Here is a 19401-nt window from a genome sequence, read left to right on the forward strand (position 1 = left end):
GCATGTGGAGACCGGACAGAACGGATAAAAAACCGTTATATCAACAAATCGCGGACTATCTGGAGCAAAGAATTTCGTTAGGGGAGCTGCCTCCCGGCAGCCACTTGCCTTCTGAACGCAAGCTGGCCGAGCAATTGGGCGTTAACCGGAGCACCATTGTCCAAGCCTATGAGAATCTTCGCGCTTCCGGAATGATCGAAAGCCTGACGGGAAGCGGCACCCGCGTCTGCGGGCATCTATGGGGCATGGATCCCGCGCCGAATTGGAGCCGCTACGTGGAAGGCGGTTCGTTCCTGCCTAACTTTCCATTCATGCGCAGGATTCGGGAAGCGGTTCAAAGCGGAGAGCCGTTTATTAACTTCGCAAACGGAGAATTAGCTCCGGAGCTGTCGCCTAACGAAGAGATTGCGTCGATTATGCGGAACCAGCCGTTTCATGAGCCGCTCGGATACGGAGATCCTCAAGGCTATGTCCCGCTCCGCTCGGCAATAACCGGCTTTCTCCAAGAGCTGCGCGGGATTCAGGCCACCGATGATTCCATTCTGGTTACCTCGGGCTCTCAGCAATCCTTGTATCTCATTACGCAATGCCTGCTGAATCCGGGGGATGCCATCGCGATCGAAAATCCGTCGTATTGCTACTCCCTGCCCATGTTCCAATCGGCGGGAATCCGCTTGTTCGGATTAACGGTTAACGAAGATGGGGTTGATCCGGAGGAAATACGGGCTCTTTACAAGCAGCACCGGATCCGCATGGTATTTCTCAATCCGAATTTCCAGAACCCGACCGGAATGGTCATGAGCGCCCAGCGGAGAGAAGAGGTCTTGAGCTGCTGCGAGCAGCTCGGAATACCTATCGTTGAGGATGATCCGTTCAGCTTGACCTCCTACGATGACGCCGCTCCTCCGCCGATCAAGGCCATGGACCGGAACGGGAGCGTCCTATATATCGGTTCCTTATCGAAGGTAGCGGCTTCCGGCCTTCGGATCGGCTGGATGGCAGCGCCTCATACCGTTATCCAGCGTCTGTCGGATGCACGGCAGCAGATGGATTTTGGCCTTAGCTTGTTCCCGCAGTGGATAGCCGCGCATTTGCTCGAGTCCGCTTCGCTTGCTCCGCATCTGGAACGGCTGAGGGATTCGCTTCGTTTGCGTCGGGACATGATGGCGGAGGCGCTGCATCGGAAGCTTGGGAGCGAGGTCTCCTTCCATTTGCCCCAAGGCGGGTTAAATCTCTGGTGTAAAATCAACCGAAAAATCAAAGATTACCACCTGCTTAATAACGGAATCAAACATGGCGTATTGTTCATTCCGGGCAGCGTGTTCGGCACAGAGCCGGGGTTTGTCCGATTGTCCTATGCCCGTTCTTCCGTCGACGAAATTGTGACGGGGATTGATAAATTTGCCGCAGCCTTGAGAGAGACGATGTCCAATTGAAAAAAGACGTATGCCATGTCCTCATTCGGGACACAATGCATACGTCTTTTTCTTTTAATGAGCCTTCTGCTCCGCTTCTAGAAGCTCCTCGCCGCGTACCGCCATACGTCCGAATAATACAATAAGAAACGGACCGGAGATAAACGCCGCCGTTAGAAATATAAAGGAGATGAGTTCCTTCATGCGTAACCACCCTTTGCTTTACGATGTTAGTGACCTCATCATAAAGTCCGGGCAACCTTCTGTAACCAGCCAATTTTGCGTAACTTATGCCATCCAATCCGGCGCGGAACAAACATGAAATGCCTCCCGGCTTACAGGAGGCATTTCATCAGGTATTTGCTTTAGCCGTCGATTGACGGATATTGATTTCCGGCCGCAGCACGATTCTTTTTTTGACCGGCTCGGCTTCGTCCAGATTGGAGATCATCAATTGAAACGCCTGCTTCGCCATGCTGGCAATCGGCTGCGCTACCGTCGTAAGCGGCGGATCAACGACAGACGCCAGGATCGTATCGTCAAAGCCAACAATCGACAGCTCCTCGGGCACCTTGATCCCGAGACTCCTCGCTTCCTGCATCGCCCCGATTGCCAGCACGTCGTTACAGCAGAATATCGCCGTTGGACGGTCCTCGCGGCCCAGCAGCTCGCCGGCTCCGCGGCGTCCTTCCTCTACCATGTAATCGCAGATGACGAGATTGCGATCGTCGAATGAAATCCGGCGGTCCTGCAGCCCTTGCTTGAAGCCGCGGATCCTTTCCCGGGCGCTGCTTACCTTCAATTGCTCGGACAAGATGGCGATCCGGGTATGTCCCATATCCGCCAAATGCTGCGCAGCCATGAGCCCGCCAACATAGTCGTCGGCAACAACCGTATCCACCTCCAAAGCCGTCGCTTCCCTTGAGATCATCACGATCGGGATGTTCCTGGCTTGCAGGTTTGTCAGGATGTCCAGGTTGTCTACGCCGGTTCCAATAAGAATGCCGTCGACGTTCTTTTGTTCCAGCAGCGCAATATAACGTTCTACTCTCTCGTCTTTATTGTCCGTGCTGCACATAATTACGCTATACCCCAATTGATGCGCCTGATCCTCGATAGCCCGCGCAATCTCGGAGAAGAAAGGGTTGGATATATCGGGTATAAGCAATCCCAGCGTATAGGTCTTTTTCCCCATCAGGGCGGAAGCGTTTACGTTCGGCTGGTAATTCATCTGCTCCATTATTTTAAAGATTTGTTCCCGTCTTTTCTTGCTGACATTGCCTTTACCGTTAATGGCATTGGAGACAGTGGCAATCGATACCCCTGCTTCTTTGGCCACATCGTATATGGTTGCTTTCATGCCGAATCCCTCTGAAAAGTAAGATGGGGGATAGATGACCTATCCCCATGATTTCTTATTATGAGTGTTTCTATCGGCAGTTGCAACCGTGGAGAGCGCCAATTGCCGGGCTTACTTGGCCGTAGAGTTCAAGATCCATTGATGATCGGGATCATTGTGGAATTTCCATATCCGGCGCGGTCCAGCCATGACATTCAAGTAATAGACTTCATAGCCGGGAGGTGCAGCAACCGGATGATAGCCTCGCGGAACAAGCACGGCCTCGCCGTTCTTCACGACCAGCGTCTCATCCAGATCCCTTTCATCCGTATACACCCGCTGAATCGCGTAGCCTTGTCCCGGATCTACCTTGAAATAATAGGTTTCCTCCAAGAACGATTCCTCCGGCAGGTTATCCCTGTCATGCTTGTGAGGCGGATAGCTGGACCAGTGGCCGCTTGGCGTAAACACTTCAACCACAAGCAGACTGTCGGCCGGCTCCTGCTCCGGCAAAATATTTTGGACGAGACGTTCGATATTGCCGGAGCCCCTTACTTCCGTCCCTACCTGTTCGGGCGGGATCAAACGCGCTTCGTGGTTTCCGTGACCGGGTGCGGAGCAGACGGCAAGCTCCAAGTCCGTCAAAGCCTCAATTCCGTAAGATTGGCCATTGGGGACATAGACCGAATACGGCGGGATTTTCTCGAAAACACTCATCCGTCGGCCGATTTCGTTCCATTCCTTGCCGGCAGCCTTTACGTTCGCCAGCCCGCTCAGCAGAACCAGGCATACTTCTTTGTCTTCCGTTTGTCTCTCGACGGTCTGGCCCTTCTGCAATTTCAGAACTTCAAAACCGACATATGTCCATCCGGCCGATTCAGGCGTAATGGACAGGACGGAGCCGTCCGGATCCGCTGCTCTCTCTGGCGTGACGATAAGCTTGGACATGTTCGTATACCTCCGTTATAGTATGACAGACTGCAACAGCAATTCGTCCAGCTCTGCCAGCTTGATCGATCGGTTCAGCTTGCAGGACAGCTTCGCGGCAAGCGCGATCCGTTCCGCCTGCAATCCGTCTTCTCCGGTTACCGGCAGTGCCGTGCCGTGAACCAGACTGTCAATAAACTGCTTCGACTCATCCGCGTAAGCGCCCATATAACGCTCCAGGAAGAAATGCAGCGGTTTGTCGGAAATAATTCCTTCCGCCGTGCTCACAACAGCCGTATTCGGATGGTCGTTGGCAATCGCCACGCTGCCCTTGGAGCCAAACACTTCAACGCGTTGGTCGTAGCCGTACACCGCCTGGCGGCTGTTGTCGATAACGCCCAGAGCCCCATTGGCAAACTTCAAATTAACAATCGCCGTATCGATATCCCCGCATTCTTCGAATACCGGATCAACGAGAACGCTGCCTTGCGCGAATACTTCCACAACCTCGCTGCCGGATACGAAGCGCGCGATATCGAAATCGTGAATGGCCATGTCCATAAACAGTCCGCCGGAAACTTTAATGTATTCCTTGGACGGCGGGTTCGGATCGCGGGATGTGATCTTCACGATATGCAAATCCCCGATCGTTCCCGCTTCCACATGCTCTCTTACCCGTTTGAAGTTATGATCGAAGCGGCGGTTGAATCCGATTTGCAGCTTAACCCCGGCTTCTTTCACCGCTTTTATCGCTTCAGCCGTTTCCAAGATGGACATGCTGACCGGCTTCTCGCAGAAAATATGCTTGCCGGCTTGAGCTGCCTGCTTGATCAGCGGCACATGCGTATCGGTGGAGGAGCAAATAAAGATAGCATCGATATCCGGATGCCCGATAATCGCATCGGAATCTTTGGACAAGAGGCCAATGCCCTTTGCCGCCGCCCAGGCTTCAAGCTCCGGTCCGGCGAACAGATCGCTGACGCCAACGATCTCGACCTCCGGATGCTTAAGCAGATTTTCCGCATGTATTTTACCTATTCGGCCAGCGCCGATGATGCCGATTTTCACTTTAGACATCGAGTAGACCTCCCGTATGATCGATTACCAGCGTGTTGTAACCATTTTCTTGCGCGTGAAGAACTCGACGCCATCGGTGCCGTTTGCGTGCAGGTCCCCGTAGAACGATTTCTTCCAGCCCGAGAACGGGAAGAAGGCCATTGGAGCGGGAACGCCCAGGTTAACGCCAAGCATGCCCGCATCGATCGTTTCGCGGAATTGGCGCATCGACGCACCGCTTTGGGTGAACAGGCAGGCGCCATTCGCGAATTCGGAACGGTTAGCCAGCTCGATCGCTTCGTCCAGCGTGTCTACGCGCACAATCGACAGGACCGGAGCGAAAATTTCGTCCTCCCAAATTTTCATCTCGCATTGCACCTTGTCGAAGATGGTTGGACCAACAAAGTATCCCTGACCATCCGAAGCCGCGTCCTTCCGTCCGTCACGGATGAGCAGCGCGCCTTCCTTCTCGCCGATGTCGATATATTTAAGCGTGCGTTCCTTGTGAGGTCCGCGAATAACAGGACCAAGGAAAACGCCATCTTCCATGCCGTTGCCGATCGTAATGCTGTCGGCCGCTTCCTTAAGCTTGCCGACAAGCGTGTCGCCAACCTCGCCTACGGCCACAACGACGGAGCACGCCATGCAGCGCTCTCCCGCGGAGCCAAAGGCTGCGTTTACGATTTCTTTTACCGTCAGATTCAAATCCGCATCCGGCATAACAATCGAGTGGTTCTTCGCGCCGGCAAGCGCCTGCACGCGTTTCCCGTGCGCCGAAGCCGTTTTGTACACATACTCGGCTACCGGCTGGGAGCCCACGAAAGAAATCGCCTTAATCGTTGGATGCTCCAGCATACCGTTAACGACGTCATGTGCTCCGTGAACGATGTTAAACACGCCTTCGGGAAGTCCCGCTTCCTGCAGTAGCTCGGCCAGACGGTTAGCCAGAAGCGGCGTACGCTCCGAAGGCTTCAGAACAAAGGTATTGCCGCAGGCAATCGCAAGCGGGAACATCCAGCAAGGCACCATCATCGGGAAGTTGAACGGCGTAATGCCGCCAACAACGCCAATCGGATAGCGGTACATGCCGGATTCGAGGTTGGTTGCGATATCCGGGAGCTGCTTGCCCATCATCAGGTTTGGAGCGCCGGCGGCAAACTCCACGCATTCGATCCCGCGCTGTACTTCGCCGTAGGCTTCGTTGTAGCTTTTGCCGTTCTCCAGCGTTACCAGCTTCGCAAGCTCATCCCAGTTGTCGACCAGAAGCTGCTGATATTTGAAAAGAATACGCGCTCTCTTTGGCACCGGCGTGCGGCTCCATGTTTTGAATGCTTCGGCAGCCGTGCGTACAGCCAGATCGACGTCTTCTTTCGTAGACAATGGAACGTTGGCGAGAACTTCTTCGGTAGCGGGGTTGTAGACTGGCTCGCTTTGCGTTGCTGCAGCTTCTACCCATTGACCGCCAATCCAGTTTTTTAATTGTTGCGTCATAGGAGCACCTCTTCCTTGTATTTGCGAATTAGACTACAATTTCACCGCGTTCGCAGCGGGCGATATAATCATGAACCTGCTCTGCTCTTGGCATGGCATCCGAGCAGCTGTGGCTGGAAATAACGATACACGCGGACGCGCTGCCGAATTCCATGCTTTTCTCGAGCGTCCAGCCTTGCATAACGCCGTACAGGAAACCTGCCGCATAGGAGTCGCCGGCGCCAAAGGTCTTGATCACCTTGGCCGGGAACGACTTGGCCCGGTGGCTTGCCCCGTCCTTCGTGTACGCGATGGAGCCTTCTTTGCCATGCTTGATAATGACGATTTGCGCCGAATGATTGAACCATCTCGATGCCGTGCTATGATCGTTATGCTCCTGCTCGAAGCATTCCATCATGTCGAACTCTTCCCGCGTGCCTAGGATGATGTCGCATTTCTCGGCGGCAAGATTATAATAAACCGCTGTTTCCTCTTGCGATTTCCATGTATAAGGGCGGTAATCCAGATCAAAGGCAATAACCGTGCCATGCTTCTTCGCGTATTGAAGCGCTTGGAACACCGCTTCGCGCGAAGGGCTCTGGGCAAGCGCCGTTCCGGAAATAAGGAGCAGCTTGGATTTGGCGATCAGCTCCTCATCCACTTCGCCTGGCGTAAGCAGCAGATCGGCCACGTTGTCGCGGTACATCAGGATGCTGCAGTCGGTTGGACTCTTGATCTCGGTAAAAGCAAGACCGGTAACCGCGCCCGTGTAGTCGTTAACGACATTGCTTGTATCAATCCGGTTCTTCTTCAGATAATCGCGGATAAAGCGGCCCATCTGATCATTGGCGATTTTGCCGATAAACGCAGTCTTCAGATCGAAGCGCGACATGCCGATCGTAATATTGGCCGGAGATCCGCCCACATATTTCGTGAATGTACTCGTCTCTTCCATCGGACGGTTAATTTCGTTCGCGTTCAGGTCGATGCAGAGACGGCCGATTGCCGTGAAGTCGAGAGACCGGTCAGCCGGAAACTTGATGTCGTTCAATGGGATTCCCCCGCTTTCGTAGGAAGTAGCGACTCCAGATAAGTGATGGCTTTGGACGCGAATTCGAATGCCGGAGCTTTGGCAGGATCCTGTTCCCCTTCAAGCATGGCCCAGCCGTTGTAACCGCGGGCCAGCAGCTCCTCCACAACCGGGCGGAAATCAAGATCGCCGGTTCCCGGAACGGTAAATACGCCCTTGCGGATGCAAGTGATGAAATCGGCTTTTTCCGCTCGCGCTTCATCCAGCACTGGCTGCCTAACATCCTTCAGATGAATATATGCGATCCGGTTATAATGCTTGCGAAGCACCTCAATCGGATTGGCTCCGCCATAGTAGGCATGCCCGGTATCAAATAGAAGGTACACCAGATCCGGATCGGTCAGCTCCATCAGACGGTCGATTTCTTCCGGGCTTTCTACGGCCGTACCGCCATGATGATGGTAGGTCAGCTTGAGGCCATGCTGCTTGGCTATTGCTCCGGCTGCGTTCAGCCCTTCGGCAAGACTCTTCCAGCCTGCTTCGTCTAACGGAATAACTTCCTTCTCGTGAGGCGTGCGGCGCGGATCGAAATGAAGCGAACCGCCTACTTCGCAGGTGCTGATCACCGTACTGCCCATTTCCTTGAGGAATTTGACATGCTGCTCGTAAGCCGCAAGCTCTTCCTCCCGGTAAGCGGGATCCGAGAAAAGCACGGATTTCCATTGGGATACCAGCTTCAGGTTCCTTTTCCCCAGCTCCTGCTTCAGAACCCCGATATCGGTCGGATATTTGCGTCCCATCTCGGTTCCGGTCAAGCCTAACCGCTGCATATCGTCCATAATCTGTTCGTATGTGGTATCGGCGCCATGCTCCTTCACGTCTTCTCCGACCCAGTTGATCGGATGGGCGCCAATCTTGAACGGCAATGTCTTCATCAGCCTCAGCTCCCTTAGCGTCTTATATCGTTCTTGCGGCGCGGATCCGCTGTTTCATGTCCACATGCGCGTCCAGCACTTTATTGCTGACCGATACTTCCGGTACGCCAACGTTCCACCAGGATTCGTAACCGGCTGTATTGGTACCCGGCACGACGGGAATTTCGATCAAGGTCGTTACCGTCTCTTGCTTGGCTTGAAGGAGAGCTGCCTTAAGCTCTTCCGCGGAATTCGCCTTATAGGCTTTGGCCCCTAAGCTGCGGGCATGGGCTGCAAAGTCAATTGGCATATAGCTGCCGGTAAGACGTCCCGTAGCCTTGTCGCGGTAGCGGAATTCGTTGCCGAAGCCTTCGCTTCCGTGGCCGCGCTGGAGGTTATGGATACACTGGAAGCCGTGGTTATCGAATAACAAGATCGTGATTTTGACGCCTTCCTGCAGGCTTGTGATCAACTCGGAATGAAGCATGAAGTAGCTTCCGTCCCCAACAATTGCATAGACCTCCCGTTCACCGGCTGTTGCCAGTGCCGCTCCGAAAGCTCCGCTCACCTCATAGCCCATGCACGAAAAACCGTATTCCATATGGTACGTTTTCGGCTCGGCCGGTCTCCACAAGCGGTGCAGGTCCCCCGGCAGGCTGCCTGCAGCGCAGACAATAACGGAGCTTGGATCAATCGCGTTCTGAATGACGCCAAGCGCATGGGTCTGGGCAAGTCCTTGCTCATGCTCCAAGGCGTATAACCGGTCTACCTCGGCATCCCAGGTCTTCTTCAGATCCGCAACTTCATGATCGCCGTAACCGGTTTGGTAGCCGGATGCCGCAAGAGCCTCTCCAAGCTGCGCAAGTCCCAGCTTGGCATCGCCGGTCAAGGCAGCACCGCCCCATTTGGCGGAATCCAGCGGACTCACGTTAATATTTATAAATTGAACATCATCCGCAAAAGCAGATTTGGAAGATGTGGTAAAGTCGGAATACCTTGTTCCCACCCCGATGATGACATCCGCTTGCTTCGCCAGCAGGTTAGCGGCCAGCGTTCCCGTTACTCCAACGCCGCCAACATTGAGCGGATGATTCCATGGGAGTACGCTTTTCCCGGCTTGCGTCTCCGCTACCGGAATGCCGTACGTCTCCGCCAAGTCTTGAAGCTCGCTCACGGCCGATGCGTACAATACGCCTCCGCCGGCAATAATAAGCGGCTTCTTCTTGCCCTTAAGGAGCTCTGCCGCGCGTTGCACCGCGCCCTCGGCAGGCGGGCGGCGGTCGATATAATGAATGCGCTTACTAAAAAACGCTTCGGGGTAATCATAAGCTTCCGCCTGAACATCCTGAGGCATAGCCAAGGTCACGGCCCCCGTCTCGGCCGGGTCCGTCAACACACGCATCGCTTGGAGCGCTGCCGGCATGAGCTGCTCGGGCCGTACGATACGGTCCCAATATTTGCTGACCGGCTTGAAAGCATCCGTAGCGGATACCGTATAATCGGAAGCGACTTCCAGCTGCTGAAGCACCGGATCCGGCTGACGGGAAGCAAAGTTGTCTCCGGGCAAGAGCAGTACGGGTATGCGGTTCACGGTAGCGGTTCCGGCGGCGGTTACCATATTCAGCGCGCCAGGTCCGATGGAAGAGGTGCAGGCATAAATTTGCAGGCGATTCTTCTGCTTGGCAAAGGCTGCGGCCGCATGCACCATGCCTTGCTCGTTTTTGCCCTGGATCAAAGTCAGACTGCCGGGGCTATACTCCAGCGCCTCGCCGATCCCCGTTACGTTGCCGTGTCCAAAAATCCCCATGACGCCTTGAACGAACTTGATCTCCTCGCCATCGACTGAAACATACTGCGCATCGAGAAACCGAACCAAAGCCTGGGCCATCGTCAATCGGATAGTAGTCATAGTACCTCCCGTTTAGTTAATCGCTTAATTAGACATGAAATAAGTAATTATAAGATTTTATTCGACAATATAAAACAAAGTTAAGTAAAATTAGTTAAGCGCTTAACTCCATTATACATACCGCCCTGTATTTTTCAATTCCTTTTTGAAAGAAAATTTGATGATCGGCTTCAAAACCGGTGGATTATGTTCTGATCAAGGAAGAATGAACGGACAGATGTCGAATGTATTTTATATTGATGCTTATATCCGGGAGGTCTGAAATGAAGGTCAAACGAATCGTCGCCAATATCCATGCAAAGGATGCCGCAGCGGCAAAATGCTTTTACCAGGATGTGCTTGGTCTTGATTTATTGATGGATCATGGTTGGATTAGAACCTATGGTTTACATGAGGAGATGAACATTCAGATTAGTTTCGCTTCGCAGGGCGGCTCGGAAACGCCAACGCCGGATCTATCGATTGAAGTCGATGATCTTGATGCTGCATTGGATGGCATGAAGAGGGCTGGATTCCCTATAGAATATGGTCCTGTTCATGAGCCTTGGGGCGTTCGGCGATTCTATGTCCGCGATCCGTTCGGGAAGCTTATTAACATTCTTGCTCATGAATAAATGGTAGGTGATAACAGTGTATCTTATGCGAGGTGTGTCGGGATTCCTTGCCGATGAATTGCCAAAAGTCAATTCAATTAATTTCAAAAGACTTTGCCACGCGGCAGCGGATTATTCCAATGGAAAACTATTGTCCTTTGAAGAACCACATATATCGCGGAACTTTTACAAAGCGGAGATTGATATGGAGAACAGACGTACTTTTATCCTGTTAAACAGTTCTTATCCTTTCGTTGCTTTTGCTTCTTCAGTTCAATACTTCGATATTGCATTTGCCGACGACTCGCTTTCTAGTGTTATAGATGCTTTGAGTAGTGGATTCAAGGTGTTAACTGTAAGCACACTTAGTGAACGATTAGTTATTGATAAGAAAACTCATGCCTTGTTAAGTGAAAACAACCTAAATAAGGCTGAATTGGACCAAATCTTATATTGGAAACCAAAGACAGTTGGAGATGTCATCTTTAACTTTTGGGATTAAAATCTTTCTTGAAAGATGTGATTACTTGCTCGTTACATAACGAATTAAAAACAGGGTAGAATCAGCCGATTCCCCCCTGTGCGCTTGTTCTATAACCTTATTCATAAATGCGGATTTCAATCACTTCGGCATGTTCGCCTCCATTGGTTTCCTTTACCACGACCCGGACCCGATCCGTCCGTACCGGTTTACCCAGCGTGTGGATTTTTTTGCGGGTGCGGTTCATGCGGTCGCTTGCGACAGTGATCCATTCGCCGCTTGCCCATGCCTGCAGCTCATACGATTTAGCAACCTCCGGAATAACAAGGAACGGCGTCTCATGGTGATGAAGGTTAATCAGATCCTCGTTCACGTCATCGTTAAAGGTGATATGAACTTCCCTTACATCGGCCGGCTCTTCAAGCGCAATCTCCACCCATTCCTCCCGGTTGTCCGCCAGCGGCTGGGACACCCACAAATGCGGGCCACCATACGGACGCACATAACCGTCAATGACTTTGTCCGGGGCAAAAGCATTTGTCCCAACCGCAAAGCAGAACGGTTTGCGGACCAATCGTTTCATGGACCACTCAATTACCGGCTGATCCGGCTGATGATCCTCCAGATCGGAGCTTACAATCGGCTTAACGCCTCTCTCGAACGCTAGCACGCCGGTAACCGGAACGGATGACGTATGGAGGCTTGCCGCTTCGTTTGCCCGGACAATAACAAACGCATTGCAAGACTCATCACCAAAGAGCTCACGGTCTGCGGGTACATCCACCCATTGGTTCACTCCCGCTGCAACCGGGATAGTTAAGGCTTGCTTAAAGCCGGCGGGCACATAATTCTCCGGACGACCCGTATCCCAGAGCTCAACCGTCAAGCTGGTTGCTTCGGATGCGGACACCAGAATCCGTAATCCTTCAAAGCCGCCGTCCACAGGAAACGTAAATCCCACATCCGAAGCAAGCCGGTATTCTTCAGCCGGACGGTCAAGCCGAATTTGCGTCATCGTGCTGGATGCCGTCACCGTTCCCGTTCTCGCCAACTCCGCCGGATCTTCATTGCGAAGACCAATAATAGAAGCATCCATGCGCAGCATCGTTTGTTGAAGCTCGGTTAAATGCCGCTCGCGCAGCTCGCGAGGCGTAATGCCTTTGCTGGCCGACAGCGCGGCGCCAACACCGGCCGCTTCCCCCATTACCGCGCAGGTTGCCATCACTCGGGTTGTCCCGAAGGCAACATGAGAAGCGCTGACATTGCGTCCCGCGAACAGCAGATTGCCGACATTCCGGGAGTACAAGGAGCCGAACGGAATATGGTAGATGCCGTCGGCATGGAGATGCTTGGAGCCGCTTTCGGTTGCGTACATGCCTTGCGGCGGATGCAGGTCAATCGACCAGCCGCCAAAGGCGATGCGGTCCTCGAACGGACGCTGGGAGATCACGTCGTTTTGCGTCAGGATGGTATCGCCCAGAAAGCGACGGTACTCCCGCTTGCCAGGAATGGAGCCAACCCATTCCAGCGTCATATTCTCGGCTTCGAATTTGCCGGAGTTTTTAATATAATCCCAAATGCCGTATATTACGGACCATAATTCATCCCGGATCCGTTCGTTCTCGTGAACCGTATCCAGCTCGCCGCCCCATTCGATCCACCAGTAATGGCAGCCGGAATCGCCGCTGCGGATGACGCGCTTGAGCGGAATCGAGGTCGTCGTAATATCTTTCGCAAACGATGGAGCAACAAACCGGACCGGCTTGCCGGTATCCTTCGTGTAGAACAATAAGGTACTGCCAAGCGTAATATCGTCGGCAGCCTCCGGTGCCCAATCCTCCCCGTACTCCTGACGGGCCTCCCGGCCGATGCGGTATGCCGCCCCCGCGAGGAAGCCAACCAATCCGTCTCCCGTACAGTCAAGGAACACGTCGCTCTCGAACGTTATTTCCCGCTCCGAGCCCATCATCCAGCCCGTTACGTTGCGGATAGTCCTGTCATCAAGTTCTCCATCTGCCTCCACTTCACGGACATCCGTATTCATATACAAGGTAAGATTAGGCTCCGCTCTTACCGCTTCCAGCAGCGTCACATCCCACAGGTAAGGATTACCTTCCGGATTGCGGTACTGGTTCTGAATAAAAAGTTCTCCCATGATACCCGTTTCCCGGGCATACCGGTTAACGCCATGCCCGGTAGCGCCGCATACCCATACCCGCACTTCGGAGCTGGAATTGCCGCCAAGCACCGGCCGGTTATGGACAAGCGCCACCTTTTGCCCCAATCTTGCCGCGGCAATCGCCGCGCTGATGCCTGCCAGACCTCCGCCAATAACCGTCACATCGGATTTTACCGTCTCGTGTCTCATGTCATAAGCCTCCTTCAATTTAGCCTTTCACGGCCGAACTGGAAATACCTTGTATAATGTACTTCTGGCCAAGCAGGAAAATTAGAATCATAGGAACGATTGCCGCCGAAGAGGCTGCCATCATACCGTTGTAGTCAACGTTGTTTTCCAGAACGAAATTCTGGAGGCCTAGAGGAATCGTATACAGCTTGGGGCTTTGCAGGAAGACAAGCGCATTCTCGTAATCGTTCCATTGCCAGGAAAAATCGATTATCGCAAACGTCGCCAAGGCCGGCTTAGCCAGCGGCAGCACAAGCCGGAAGAATATCCGGAAATGTCCCGCCCCGTCTAGAAAGGCCGATTCCGTAATCTCCTTCGGAATGCCCAGGAAAAACTGCCGGAGCATAAATACGCCAAAGATCGAGAACATGGCAGGCAAGATCAGCGCCCAGTGCGTGTTATAAATATGAAGCCAGTTAAACATGATAAATTTCGGAACAAAGATAACTTGAGGAGGGATCATCATCATGGATAAATATACCATAAAAAGGGTGTTCCGCCCTTTAAATTCCGTGCGGGCAAAGCCGTAAGCGGCAAGTGCCGACATAAAGACGGCGCCGGCCGTGCCTATCACCGATATTTTCAGAGAGTTCAAATAATAAGGCAAAAAGTTATAGCTTCCCGACCATATCCGCTTATGACTGCTTAAGTCGAGCTTCGAAGGAAGCCATTGGCGGAATACTTCGCTTGGAGTCTGGAAGGATGTGCTGATCATCCATAAGAAAGGGACAATCATAAACAACCCTGCGATCAGCATCAAGATCGTAACGGAAAGCTTAACCGGTAGGTTCTTATTGGTTTCAATCATCAGGCTTGCTCCTCTCTTAGTAATGGACCCAGCGTTTTTGGCCAACCCACTGGATGATCGTAATGATAAGAATAAAAGCGAACAGGAACCACGATATCGTTGACGCATAACCCATCTCATAGTAACTGAAGGCTGTTTTGTAGACGAACAGCGACAAAATGGTCGTGCTGCCGCTTGGACCGCCGCCCGTTATAGCCTGAATAAGAGAGAAGGACTTAACGGTCATAATCAGACCGGTAATAAGAAGCATAAATGTCGTTGGACTGACAAGCGGCCATACGATCCGCCAGGTAATCGTTGCCGAACCCGCTCCGTCGATCCGCGCGGCTTCCAGCTGCTCGGTCGAGATTTCCTGAAGGGCTGCCAAGTAAATAATCATGTTGTAGCCAAGCATAAACCAGATTTGGATAACGTCGATCGCATACATCGCCGAGCTTGTATCCGCGAACCAGCCCGGAGGCGATACGATGCCGATAAAGCGAAGCACTTCATTGATTGGTCCTTGGGACGGCTGGAACAGCAGCATCCAGACAAACGCAACCGCTACGCCGCTTGAAATATACGGCAGGAAGAACATCCCCCTGAGCAGTCCCTTCAAGTACACGCTGCGGTTGAGCACCAGCGCAACGAGGAACGCCAGCCCCAGCGAGACGGGAACGGAGAACAGGAAGATGGCGGTATGCTTAAGCGAGGCATAGAACTGATCATCGCCGAACAAACGGTTGATATTGTCCATGCCGGTGAACTTCCAGTTGGGATTAGCGAATTGATAATCCGTAAACATCATGAAGAATGAATATAGGGCTGGCAAAATAAAGAAGGCCACAATGCCCAGCATATTCGGTAAAACAAACGCGTAACCAATCCAGCCTTGCTTCTGAATCCAGCTTTTCCTTTTCACAGAAAACGCCGCCTTTCTTGATCGTATAGAGCTGTCTGAAAATAGCAAAGAGAGAAGAAGGAAGCGGGGAATCCTTCTTCTCTCTTGGGGGCTGAAAAGCTATATTCGGTTACTTGATATATTCCTGATGTCGTTTAGCCATATTTTTGAGCGTGGTATCAAGATCCTGCTCGTTCAGGAAGAATTTCTCGTACTCTTCCTTCCGCGCATCCAGAGCCTGCTGCGGTACGCTGAGCTGGAACGAAGGGAACTGGCCGAATACGACTTTGTTCATCGATTCGGTATCGTACTTGTCTTCTACGCCTTTTAGCAGCAGATCCATCGCTTGTTTGTTGTCCACGCTCTTCGAGGACGGGATTCGTCCGCCGCTTGCCATCGGCAGCATGCCGCCGTCCGCATACCATTTCGCAAACTTCCAGGCAGCGTCCTGGTGCTTGGATTTCGCGTTTACGGAAAGCACGTCGCCTAGACCGCCCGGATATTTGTAATCCTTCTGGTCCGCCGTTACTTTCGGAATCGTAGCGAAAGCGATTTTGAAGTCATGCGGGAAATTGGTCAGGTCATTCGCGTTACGGAAAATAAATTCGCCTGCTGACAGCATCGCTGCCTCGCCTTTCAGGAACATCGTGTCTACCGGCATCTTGCTCGTTACCTGCTCGCCGTATTCCGGCGTCGATTTGTCTACGAACATCATGTCATGAACCGTTTGCAGCTGCTTTTTCCACAGATCGTTATCGAAGTTGGAAGTCCCGTCCGGCTTCGTTACGCCAAGTCCGGCAATCGTTCCGTCGATTGTAGCGGTAAAGGCGGCATCATGCTGAAGAAGTCCGTATACCTTGTCTGTTTTCAATTTGTTCGCGTACTCTCTCAAATCATCCCAAGTCCAGTCCACAGCAGGGATTGGCAGTCCGGCTGCGTCCAGCATATCTTTGTTCAGCCAGATAAACGCCATATTTTTCTTTGTTGGAATGCCGTAATATTTGTCTCCGATTTTCCATTGAGCGGCATCCGGACCCATTTGGTCATCGATGTTATAGTCGGTTTTACTGCTAAGATCCAAGGCTACGCCGGCGTCAACGCGCTTCTGCAAGCGGGTGAGCGTGTAGTTGATGTAGAGGTCTGCATCCTGTCCGGTCATAAGCGCCGTGTCAAGCTTCAGATTGCCCGGATCATCGTTGACGTAGCGGATATATTCAACCTGAATATCCGGATTTTCCTTATTCCAGTTGTCAATGACGGCTTGGGGGCCCGCTTCCGCGGGAACGGCTCCCCATAGGGTAAGCTTTACTTTTTCACCGGGTTTGCCTACCGGAGATTCGCTTGCCGTTCCGGGGCTTGCACCGGTATTTCCGTTATTGCCGCCGTTGCTTCCGCATGCCCCAAGAATCGTGGCAGCCAAGGTCGTAATCAGTACTGTTTTTAACCAGCCTTTTCTTTTCATTCGTTTTCCCCCTTCTGAAGATGTCCAGCCTGTTTGCTACGTCTTTAACTTTATCACCTGCCCGGCTATTGGGGGATGAACAGCGTTTGGGGAATCATAGAACGAATTTTTGTTCTTTACGGTATTCGTTTGGAGTGACGCCGCACCAGCGTTTGAAAATTTTGATGAAGTAGTTGTCATTCTCGAAGCCTACGGTTCGGCCGATATCGCTGACAGTCCGTTCGGTCTCTGCAAGCAGCATTTTCGCTGCCGCAACGCGGCGATTCTGGATATAATGCGTTAAGGTGGAGCCCGTCTTCTTCTTGAACAAATCGCTGACGTAGCTTGCATCCATGCGGATCAAATCAGCGAGGCTCTTCAAGGTGATATCCTCGGCGAAATGCTCTTCAATATAGGCAATAATGCGGTTCATCTCCGGATGATCGGTTGGCTCCTGCGCCGTCTTCTCCGGAAACCACTTGTCTGCCTTGCGCAGCTTCTCCATTCTCGCAAGCTCGGCGGCTACCTTCTCCATCGCCTGCCTTAAGCCTGCCAAATCCAAAGACAGCTTCATCAAGTACCCCGAAGCTCCATATTCTACGGCCTGACGGGCATATTCGAATTCGCTGACGGCCGTAAGCATAACGAACCGGCATTCGAACCCTTCCTCCCTGGCAAGCTGCAAGAGCCGTATGCCGTCCATCACCGGCATAAAAATATCGGATATCACGACATCGGGCTGAAGCTCCCGGATCATCCGCAGCCCTTCTTCGCCATCTGCCGCTTCACCAACAATCTCAAACGGAATATCCGCCTTCGCGAATAACTTGCGCAAGCTTGCTCTTGCATGCTGCTCATCCTCAACGATTAATGTCCGCCACATGGGTAAGTCCCTCCTCCGCATAAGGTTTGGATAACAGCAGCGGGCAATTCATCGTCACCCGCGTTCCTTCTTCGGACGATTCCAACTGGAGTCCCGAAGGCTGATTTTTGAACAAAAGCTCCAGACTTTCCCGCAGGTTCTGGATACCGATGCTTTTCCGTTTCCGCGCGGATTGCCTATTCTTTGCCTTCTCGATCCCAACTCCGTTATCGATCACTTCCAGAATAAGCTGCTTGCCCCGGCTAGCTGCCCTTATAATGATGCGCCCTTCCAGCTGGGATTGTCCAAATCCGTGCAGCAGCGAATTTTCAACAAGCGGCTGCAGACTGAACTTCGGAATTAGAGCGAATTCAAGCTCGCCCTCTACCTCGTATTGAACCTCAATGCCATGTCCAAACCGCTTTCGCTGAATGTCCATATAAGATTCAATAAGGATGATCTCTTCTTTGAGAAGAATAAGGTCGGCCTCCGTATTTAGAGTGGTTTCCAGTATCTTTCCAAGCGCTACGCAAATATCGTAAATATCGTCTTCGTCCTTATCCAAGGCTATGCTTTTGATCGTATTGAGCGTATTCAGCAGAAAATGGGGATTCATCTGCCCCAGCAGCACCTGGAACCGGACAAACTGCTTCTGCCGTTCCTCCAGCTTTAATCTTTCCAAAAGACCGTTAATGTCGGCGATCATCGAGTTGAAGCTTCGGGTTAAGGCCAGAATCTCTCCCCTTCCCTGCTCCGGCAGCTTGGCCTTCAGATTGGATTTGACCGTTGTTTCCATCTTTCGCTGAAGCAGCTTAAGCGGTCCCGTAACCGTGGAGGAGATCAAGTAAATCATCAGCATAAACAAGATCAGAATGGCGATATAGAGGGCAAAGGAACGTTTCTTCTGCTTGTCTACCTCGTTAAACAGCAGCGATAGAGGAACCTTCTTAACCAGATAACCGTTCAGCTCTTGAACATGGTTATACGTATACATCATCTGGTTATTCAAGATTGAGGTAGAGGAAGCATCATTCTCCCCGTTCAAGCCGGCTGACGCGATGGACGCGGCAACGGCTGGCGGCACGCTTTCTTCAGGAGAGGATTGAAGGATGGTATTCCCGCCGGCATCCAGCAGGAAATAAGCCCCTTCCCCGCTGCTGCCTTGCGTTTTCTCCGCAAACCATGCTTCGTAATCAATACTGAACCGCCCGTAAGCAAAAGGCTTTAGCCCGTCGTCCCTGAGCACTTCAAAAAGGCTGAGCATCCGGTTGCCCTTAACCTCCCGTATTTCGGTGGATTGATCATTCGTGCGCCAAATATACCGCTGACCGCCTTCCCGCTTCAGCTCCCGAACCCAGGCCTCCGAGCTGATCTCCTCGTAATTTAAGGAATTCTCCGGCGTATAGGAGGTGTAAGCGTTTCCTTTTAAGTCGATCAAGGTGTAGTAAACCGTAGCACCGGTTAAGAAAAAGCTGTTTTCGATACCCGCAAACTTATTTTCAACGATTTTTTTGCGGTTGATGGCATCGTATTGCTCCGGCTTTTGCATGACCTGACGAAGAACGGAATCCTGCTCGAGCAGCATACCCGTCTTCATGACAAGGCTCATCAGGTCAACAAGATCGGTCTTAAGCCCTTCCAGCTGCTCGATGTTTTTGTCGGATGCGTTCCGCTGGAGCAGCTCTTCCGTCTCCCGGAAATTGTATAGGAATAGCAGCGCGATAGGAACAAGAAGGAAGATCAGGAGGGACAGCAAGATCCGGTTTTTAAACGTAGCCGGCGTTAGCAAGCGGAATAATCGGGTGAACATTGGCGCTCAGTCCTTCACTTGGATGTATACCTCTCAATTTACTTGACGGATACGCCCGT

Annotated in this window: 17 protein-coding genes; 3 read left to right on the plus strand and 14 right to left on the minus strand. The window is 52.3% G+C overall.

Features of this window, described 5'->3' with window-relative positions:
* The first annotated feature begins 2 nt into the window (after positions 1 to 2).
* Positions 3 to 1436 (plus strand): MocR-like pyridoxine biosynthesis transcription factor PdxR, encoded by a 1434-nt coding sequence (pdxR, locus tag CFI03_RS08920; RefSeq protein ID WP_248757093.1) that lies wholly within the window; start codon positions 3 to 5, stop codon positions 1434 to 1436.
* Between the two features lie 54 nt (positions 1437 to 1490).
* Here the strand turns inward: pdxR and CFI03_RS31035 are convergent, their stop codons facing one another.
* The 8 genes from CFI03_RS31035 to iolD form a co-directional block, all read right to left on the minus strand.
* Positions 1491 to 1619: a hypothetical protein gene (locus CFI03_RS31035; RefSeq protein ID WP_268960325.1), complete on the minus strand. Its 129-nt coding sequence runs from the start codon at positions 1617 to 1619 to the stop codon at positions 1491 to 1493.
* Between the two features lie 148 nt (positions 1620 to 1767).
* Positions 1768 to 2775: a LacI family DNA-binding transcriptional regulator gene (locus CFI03_RS08925; RefSeq protein WP_248757094.1), complete on the minus strand. Its 1008-nt coding sequence runs from the start codon at positions 2773 to 2775 to the stop codon at positions 1768 to 1770.
* A gap of 111 nt (positions 2776 to 2886) precedes the next feature.
* Positions 2887 to 3702 carry a 5-deoxy-glucuronate isomerase gene (gene iolB, locus CFI03_RS08930; protein ID WP_248757096.1) on the minus strand — a complete coding sequence of 272 codons (816 nt, stop codon included), beginning with the start codon at positions 3700 to 3702 and terminating at the stop codon, positions 2887 to 2889.
* A 15-nt stretch (positions 3703 to 3717) separates the two neighbouring features.
* Positions 3718 to 4758: an inositol 2-dehydrogenase gene (gene iolG / locus CFI03_RS08935; protein WP_248757098.1), complete on the minus strand. Its 1041-nt coding sequence runs from the start codon at positions 4756 to 4758 to the stop codon at positions 3718 to 3720.
* Positions 4759 to 4782: 24 nt separating this feature from the next.
* Complete coding sequence (locus CFI03_RS08940; RefSeq protein WP_248757100.1) at positions 4783 to 6228, minus strand: CoA-acylating methylmalonate-semialdehyde dehydrogenase; 1446 nt, start codon at positions 6226 to 6228, stop codon at positions 4783 to 4785.
* Between the two features lie 28 nt (positions 6229 to 6256).
* Positions 6257 to 7258, minus strand: a complete 1002-nt coding sequence (gene iolC, locus CFI03_RS08945; RefSeq protein WP_127493617.1) for a 5-dehydro-2-deoxygluconokinase — start codon at positions 7256 to 7258, stop codon at positions 6257 to 6259.
* On the minus strand, positions 7255 to 8172 hold the full coding sequence (gene iolE / locus CFI03_RS08950; RefSeq protein WP_248757102.1) for a myo-inosose-2 dehydratase: 918 nt from the start codon (positions 8170 to 8172) through the stop codon (positions 7255 to 7257). Before iolE ends, iolC begins: the two co-directional genes overlap by 4 nt.
* A gap of 22 nt (positions 8173 to 8194) precedes the next feature.
* Positions 8195 to 10060: a 3D-(3,5/4)-trihydroxycyclohexane-1,2-dione acylhydrolase (decyclizing) gene (gene iolD / locus CFI03_RS08955; RefSeq protein WP_248757104.1), complete on the minus strand. Its 1866-nt coding sequence runs from the start codon at positions 10058 to 10060 to the stop codon at positions 8195 to 8197.
* A gap of 263 nt (positions 10061 to 10323) precedes the next feature.
* Between iolD and CFI03_RS08960 the strand changes: the two genes are divergently transcribed.
* Positions 10324 to 10674, plus strand: a complete 351-nt coding sequence (locus CFI03_RS08960; RefSeq protein WP_248757105.1) for a VOC family protein — start codon at positions 10324 to 10326, stop codon at positions 10672 to 10674.
* 25 nt (positions 10675 to 10699) lie between these two features.
* The gene (locus tag CFI03_RS08965) at positions 10700 to 11155 is read left to right on the plus strand and encodes a hypothetical protein (RefSeq protein ID WP_248757107.1); all 456 of its coding nucleotides are present in this window, start codon (positions 10700 to 10702) and stop codon (positions 11153 to 11155) included.
* Positions 11156 to 11252: 97 nt separating this feature from the next.
* Here CFI03_RS08965 and CFI03_RS08970 read toward each other — a convergent pair whose 3' ends face one another.
* The 6 genes from CFI03_RS08970 to CFI03_RS08995 all read right to left on the minus strand — a co-directional run bounded on the left by CFI03_RS08970 (position 11253) and on the right by CFI03_RS08995 (position 19342).
* Complete coding sequence (locus tag CFI03_RS08970) at positions 11253 to 13520, minus strand: FAD-dependent oxidoreductase (protein WP_349292463.1); 2268 nt, start codon at positions 13518 to 13520, stop codon at positions 11253 to 11255.
* Between the two features lies 1 nt (position 13521).
* The gene (locus CFI03_RS08975; RefSeq protein WP_015843545.1) at positions 13522 to 14349 is read right to left on the minus strand and encodes a carbohydrate ABC transporter permease; all 828 of its coding nucleotides are present in this window, start codon (positions 14347 to 14349) and stop codon (positions 13522 to 13524) included.
* A gap of 16 nt (positions 14350 to 14365) precedes the next feature.
* Positions 14366 to 15250 (minus strand): carbohydrate ABC transporter permease, encoded by an 885-nt coding sequence (locus CFI03_RS08980; protein ID WP_127498227.1) that lies wholly within the window; start codon positions 15248 to 15250, stop codon positions 14366 to 14368.
* A 109-nt stretch (positions 15251 to 15359) separates the two neighbouring features.
* Entirely contained in the window at positions 15360 to 16691 is a 1332-nt protein-coding gene (locus CFI03_RS08985; protein ID WP_248757111.1) for an ABC transporter substrate-binding protein, read from the minus strand.
* 94 nt (positions 16692 to 16785) lie between these two features.
* The gene (locus CFI03_RS08990; protein ID WP_248757112.1) at positions 16786 to 17553 is read right to left on the minus strand and encodes a response regulator transcription factor; all 768 of its coding nucleotides are present in this window, start codon (positions 17551 to 17553) and stop codon (positions 16786 to 16788) included.
* A complete protein-coding gene (locus CFI03_RS08995) occupies positions 17531 to 19342 on the minus strand; it encodes a cache domain-containing sensor histidine kinase (RefSeq protein ID WP_248757113.1) in 1812 nt (603 codons plus the stop codon). The genes CFI03_RS08990 and CFI03_RS08995 overlap by 23 nt, the downstream gene beginning before the upstream one ends.
* Positions 19343 to 19401 lie beyond the last annotated feature (59 nt).

Origin of the sequence: Paenibacillus sp. ATY16, from assembly GCF_003399985.2 — a bacterium.
Classification (GTDB): Bacteria; Bacillota; Bacilli; order Paenibacillales; family Paenibacillaceae; genus Pristimantibacillus; species Pristimantibacillus glycanilyticus.

Coding starts and splice junctions, on each gene's coding strand:
- pdxR (WP_248757093.1), top strand. CDS start 3: ATGTGGAGACCGGACAGAACGGATAAAAAACCGTTATATCAACAAATC.
- CFI03_RS31035 (WP_268960325.1), bottom strand. CDS start 1,619: ATGAAGGAACTCATCTCCTTTATATTTCTAACGGCGGCGTTTATCTCC.
- CFI03_RS08925 (WP_248757094.1), bottom strand. CDS start 2,775: ATGAAAGCAACCATATACGATGTGGCCAAAGAAGCAGGGGTATCGATT.
- iolB (WP_248757096.1), bottom strand. CDS start 3,702: ATGTCCAAGCTTATCGTCACGCCAGAGAGAGCAGCGGATCCGGACGGC.
- iolG (WP_248757098.1), bottom strand. CDS start 4,758: ATGTCTAAAGTGAAAATCGGCATCATCGGCGCTGGCCGAATAGGTAAA.
- CFI03_RS08940 (WP_248757100.1), bottom strand. CDS start 6,228: ATGACGCAACAATTAAAAAACTGGATTGGCGGTCAATGGGTAGAAGCT.
- iolE (WP_248757102.1), bottom strand. CDS start 8,172: ATGAAGACATTGCCGTTCAAGATTGGCGCCCATCCGATCAACTGGGTC.
- iolD (WP_248757104.1), bottom strand. CDS start 10,060: ATGACTACTATCCGATTGACGATGGCCCAGGCTTTGGTTCGGTTTCTC.
- CFI03_RS08960 (WP_248757105.1), top strand. CDS start 10,324: ATGAAGGTCAAACGAATCGTCGCCAATATCCATGCAAAGGATGCCGCA.
- CFI03_RS08965 (WP_248757107.1), top strand. CDS start 10,700: ATGCGAGGTGTGTCGGGATTCCTTGCCGATGAATTGCCAAAAGTCAAT.
- CFI03_RS08975 (WP_015843545.1), bottom strand. CDS start 14,349: ATGATTGAAACCAATAAGAACCTACCGGTTAAGCTTTCCGTTACGATC.
- CFI03_RS08985 (WP_248757111.1), bottom strand. CDS start 16,691: ATGAAAAGAAAAGGCTGGTTAAAAACAGTACTGATTACGACCTTGGCT.
- CFI03_RS08990 (WP_248757112.1), bottom strand. CDS start 17,553: ATGTGGCGGACATTAATCGTTGAGGATGAGCAGCATGCAAGAGCAAGC.
- CFI03_RS08995 (WP_248757113.1), bottom strand. CDS start 19,342: ATGTTCACCCGATTATTCCGCTTGCTAACGCCGGCTACGTTTAAAAAC.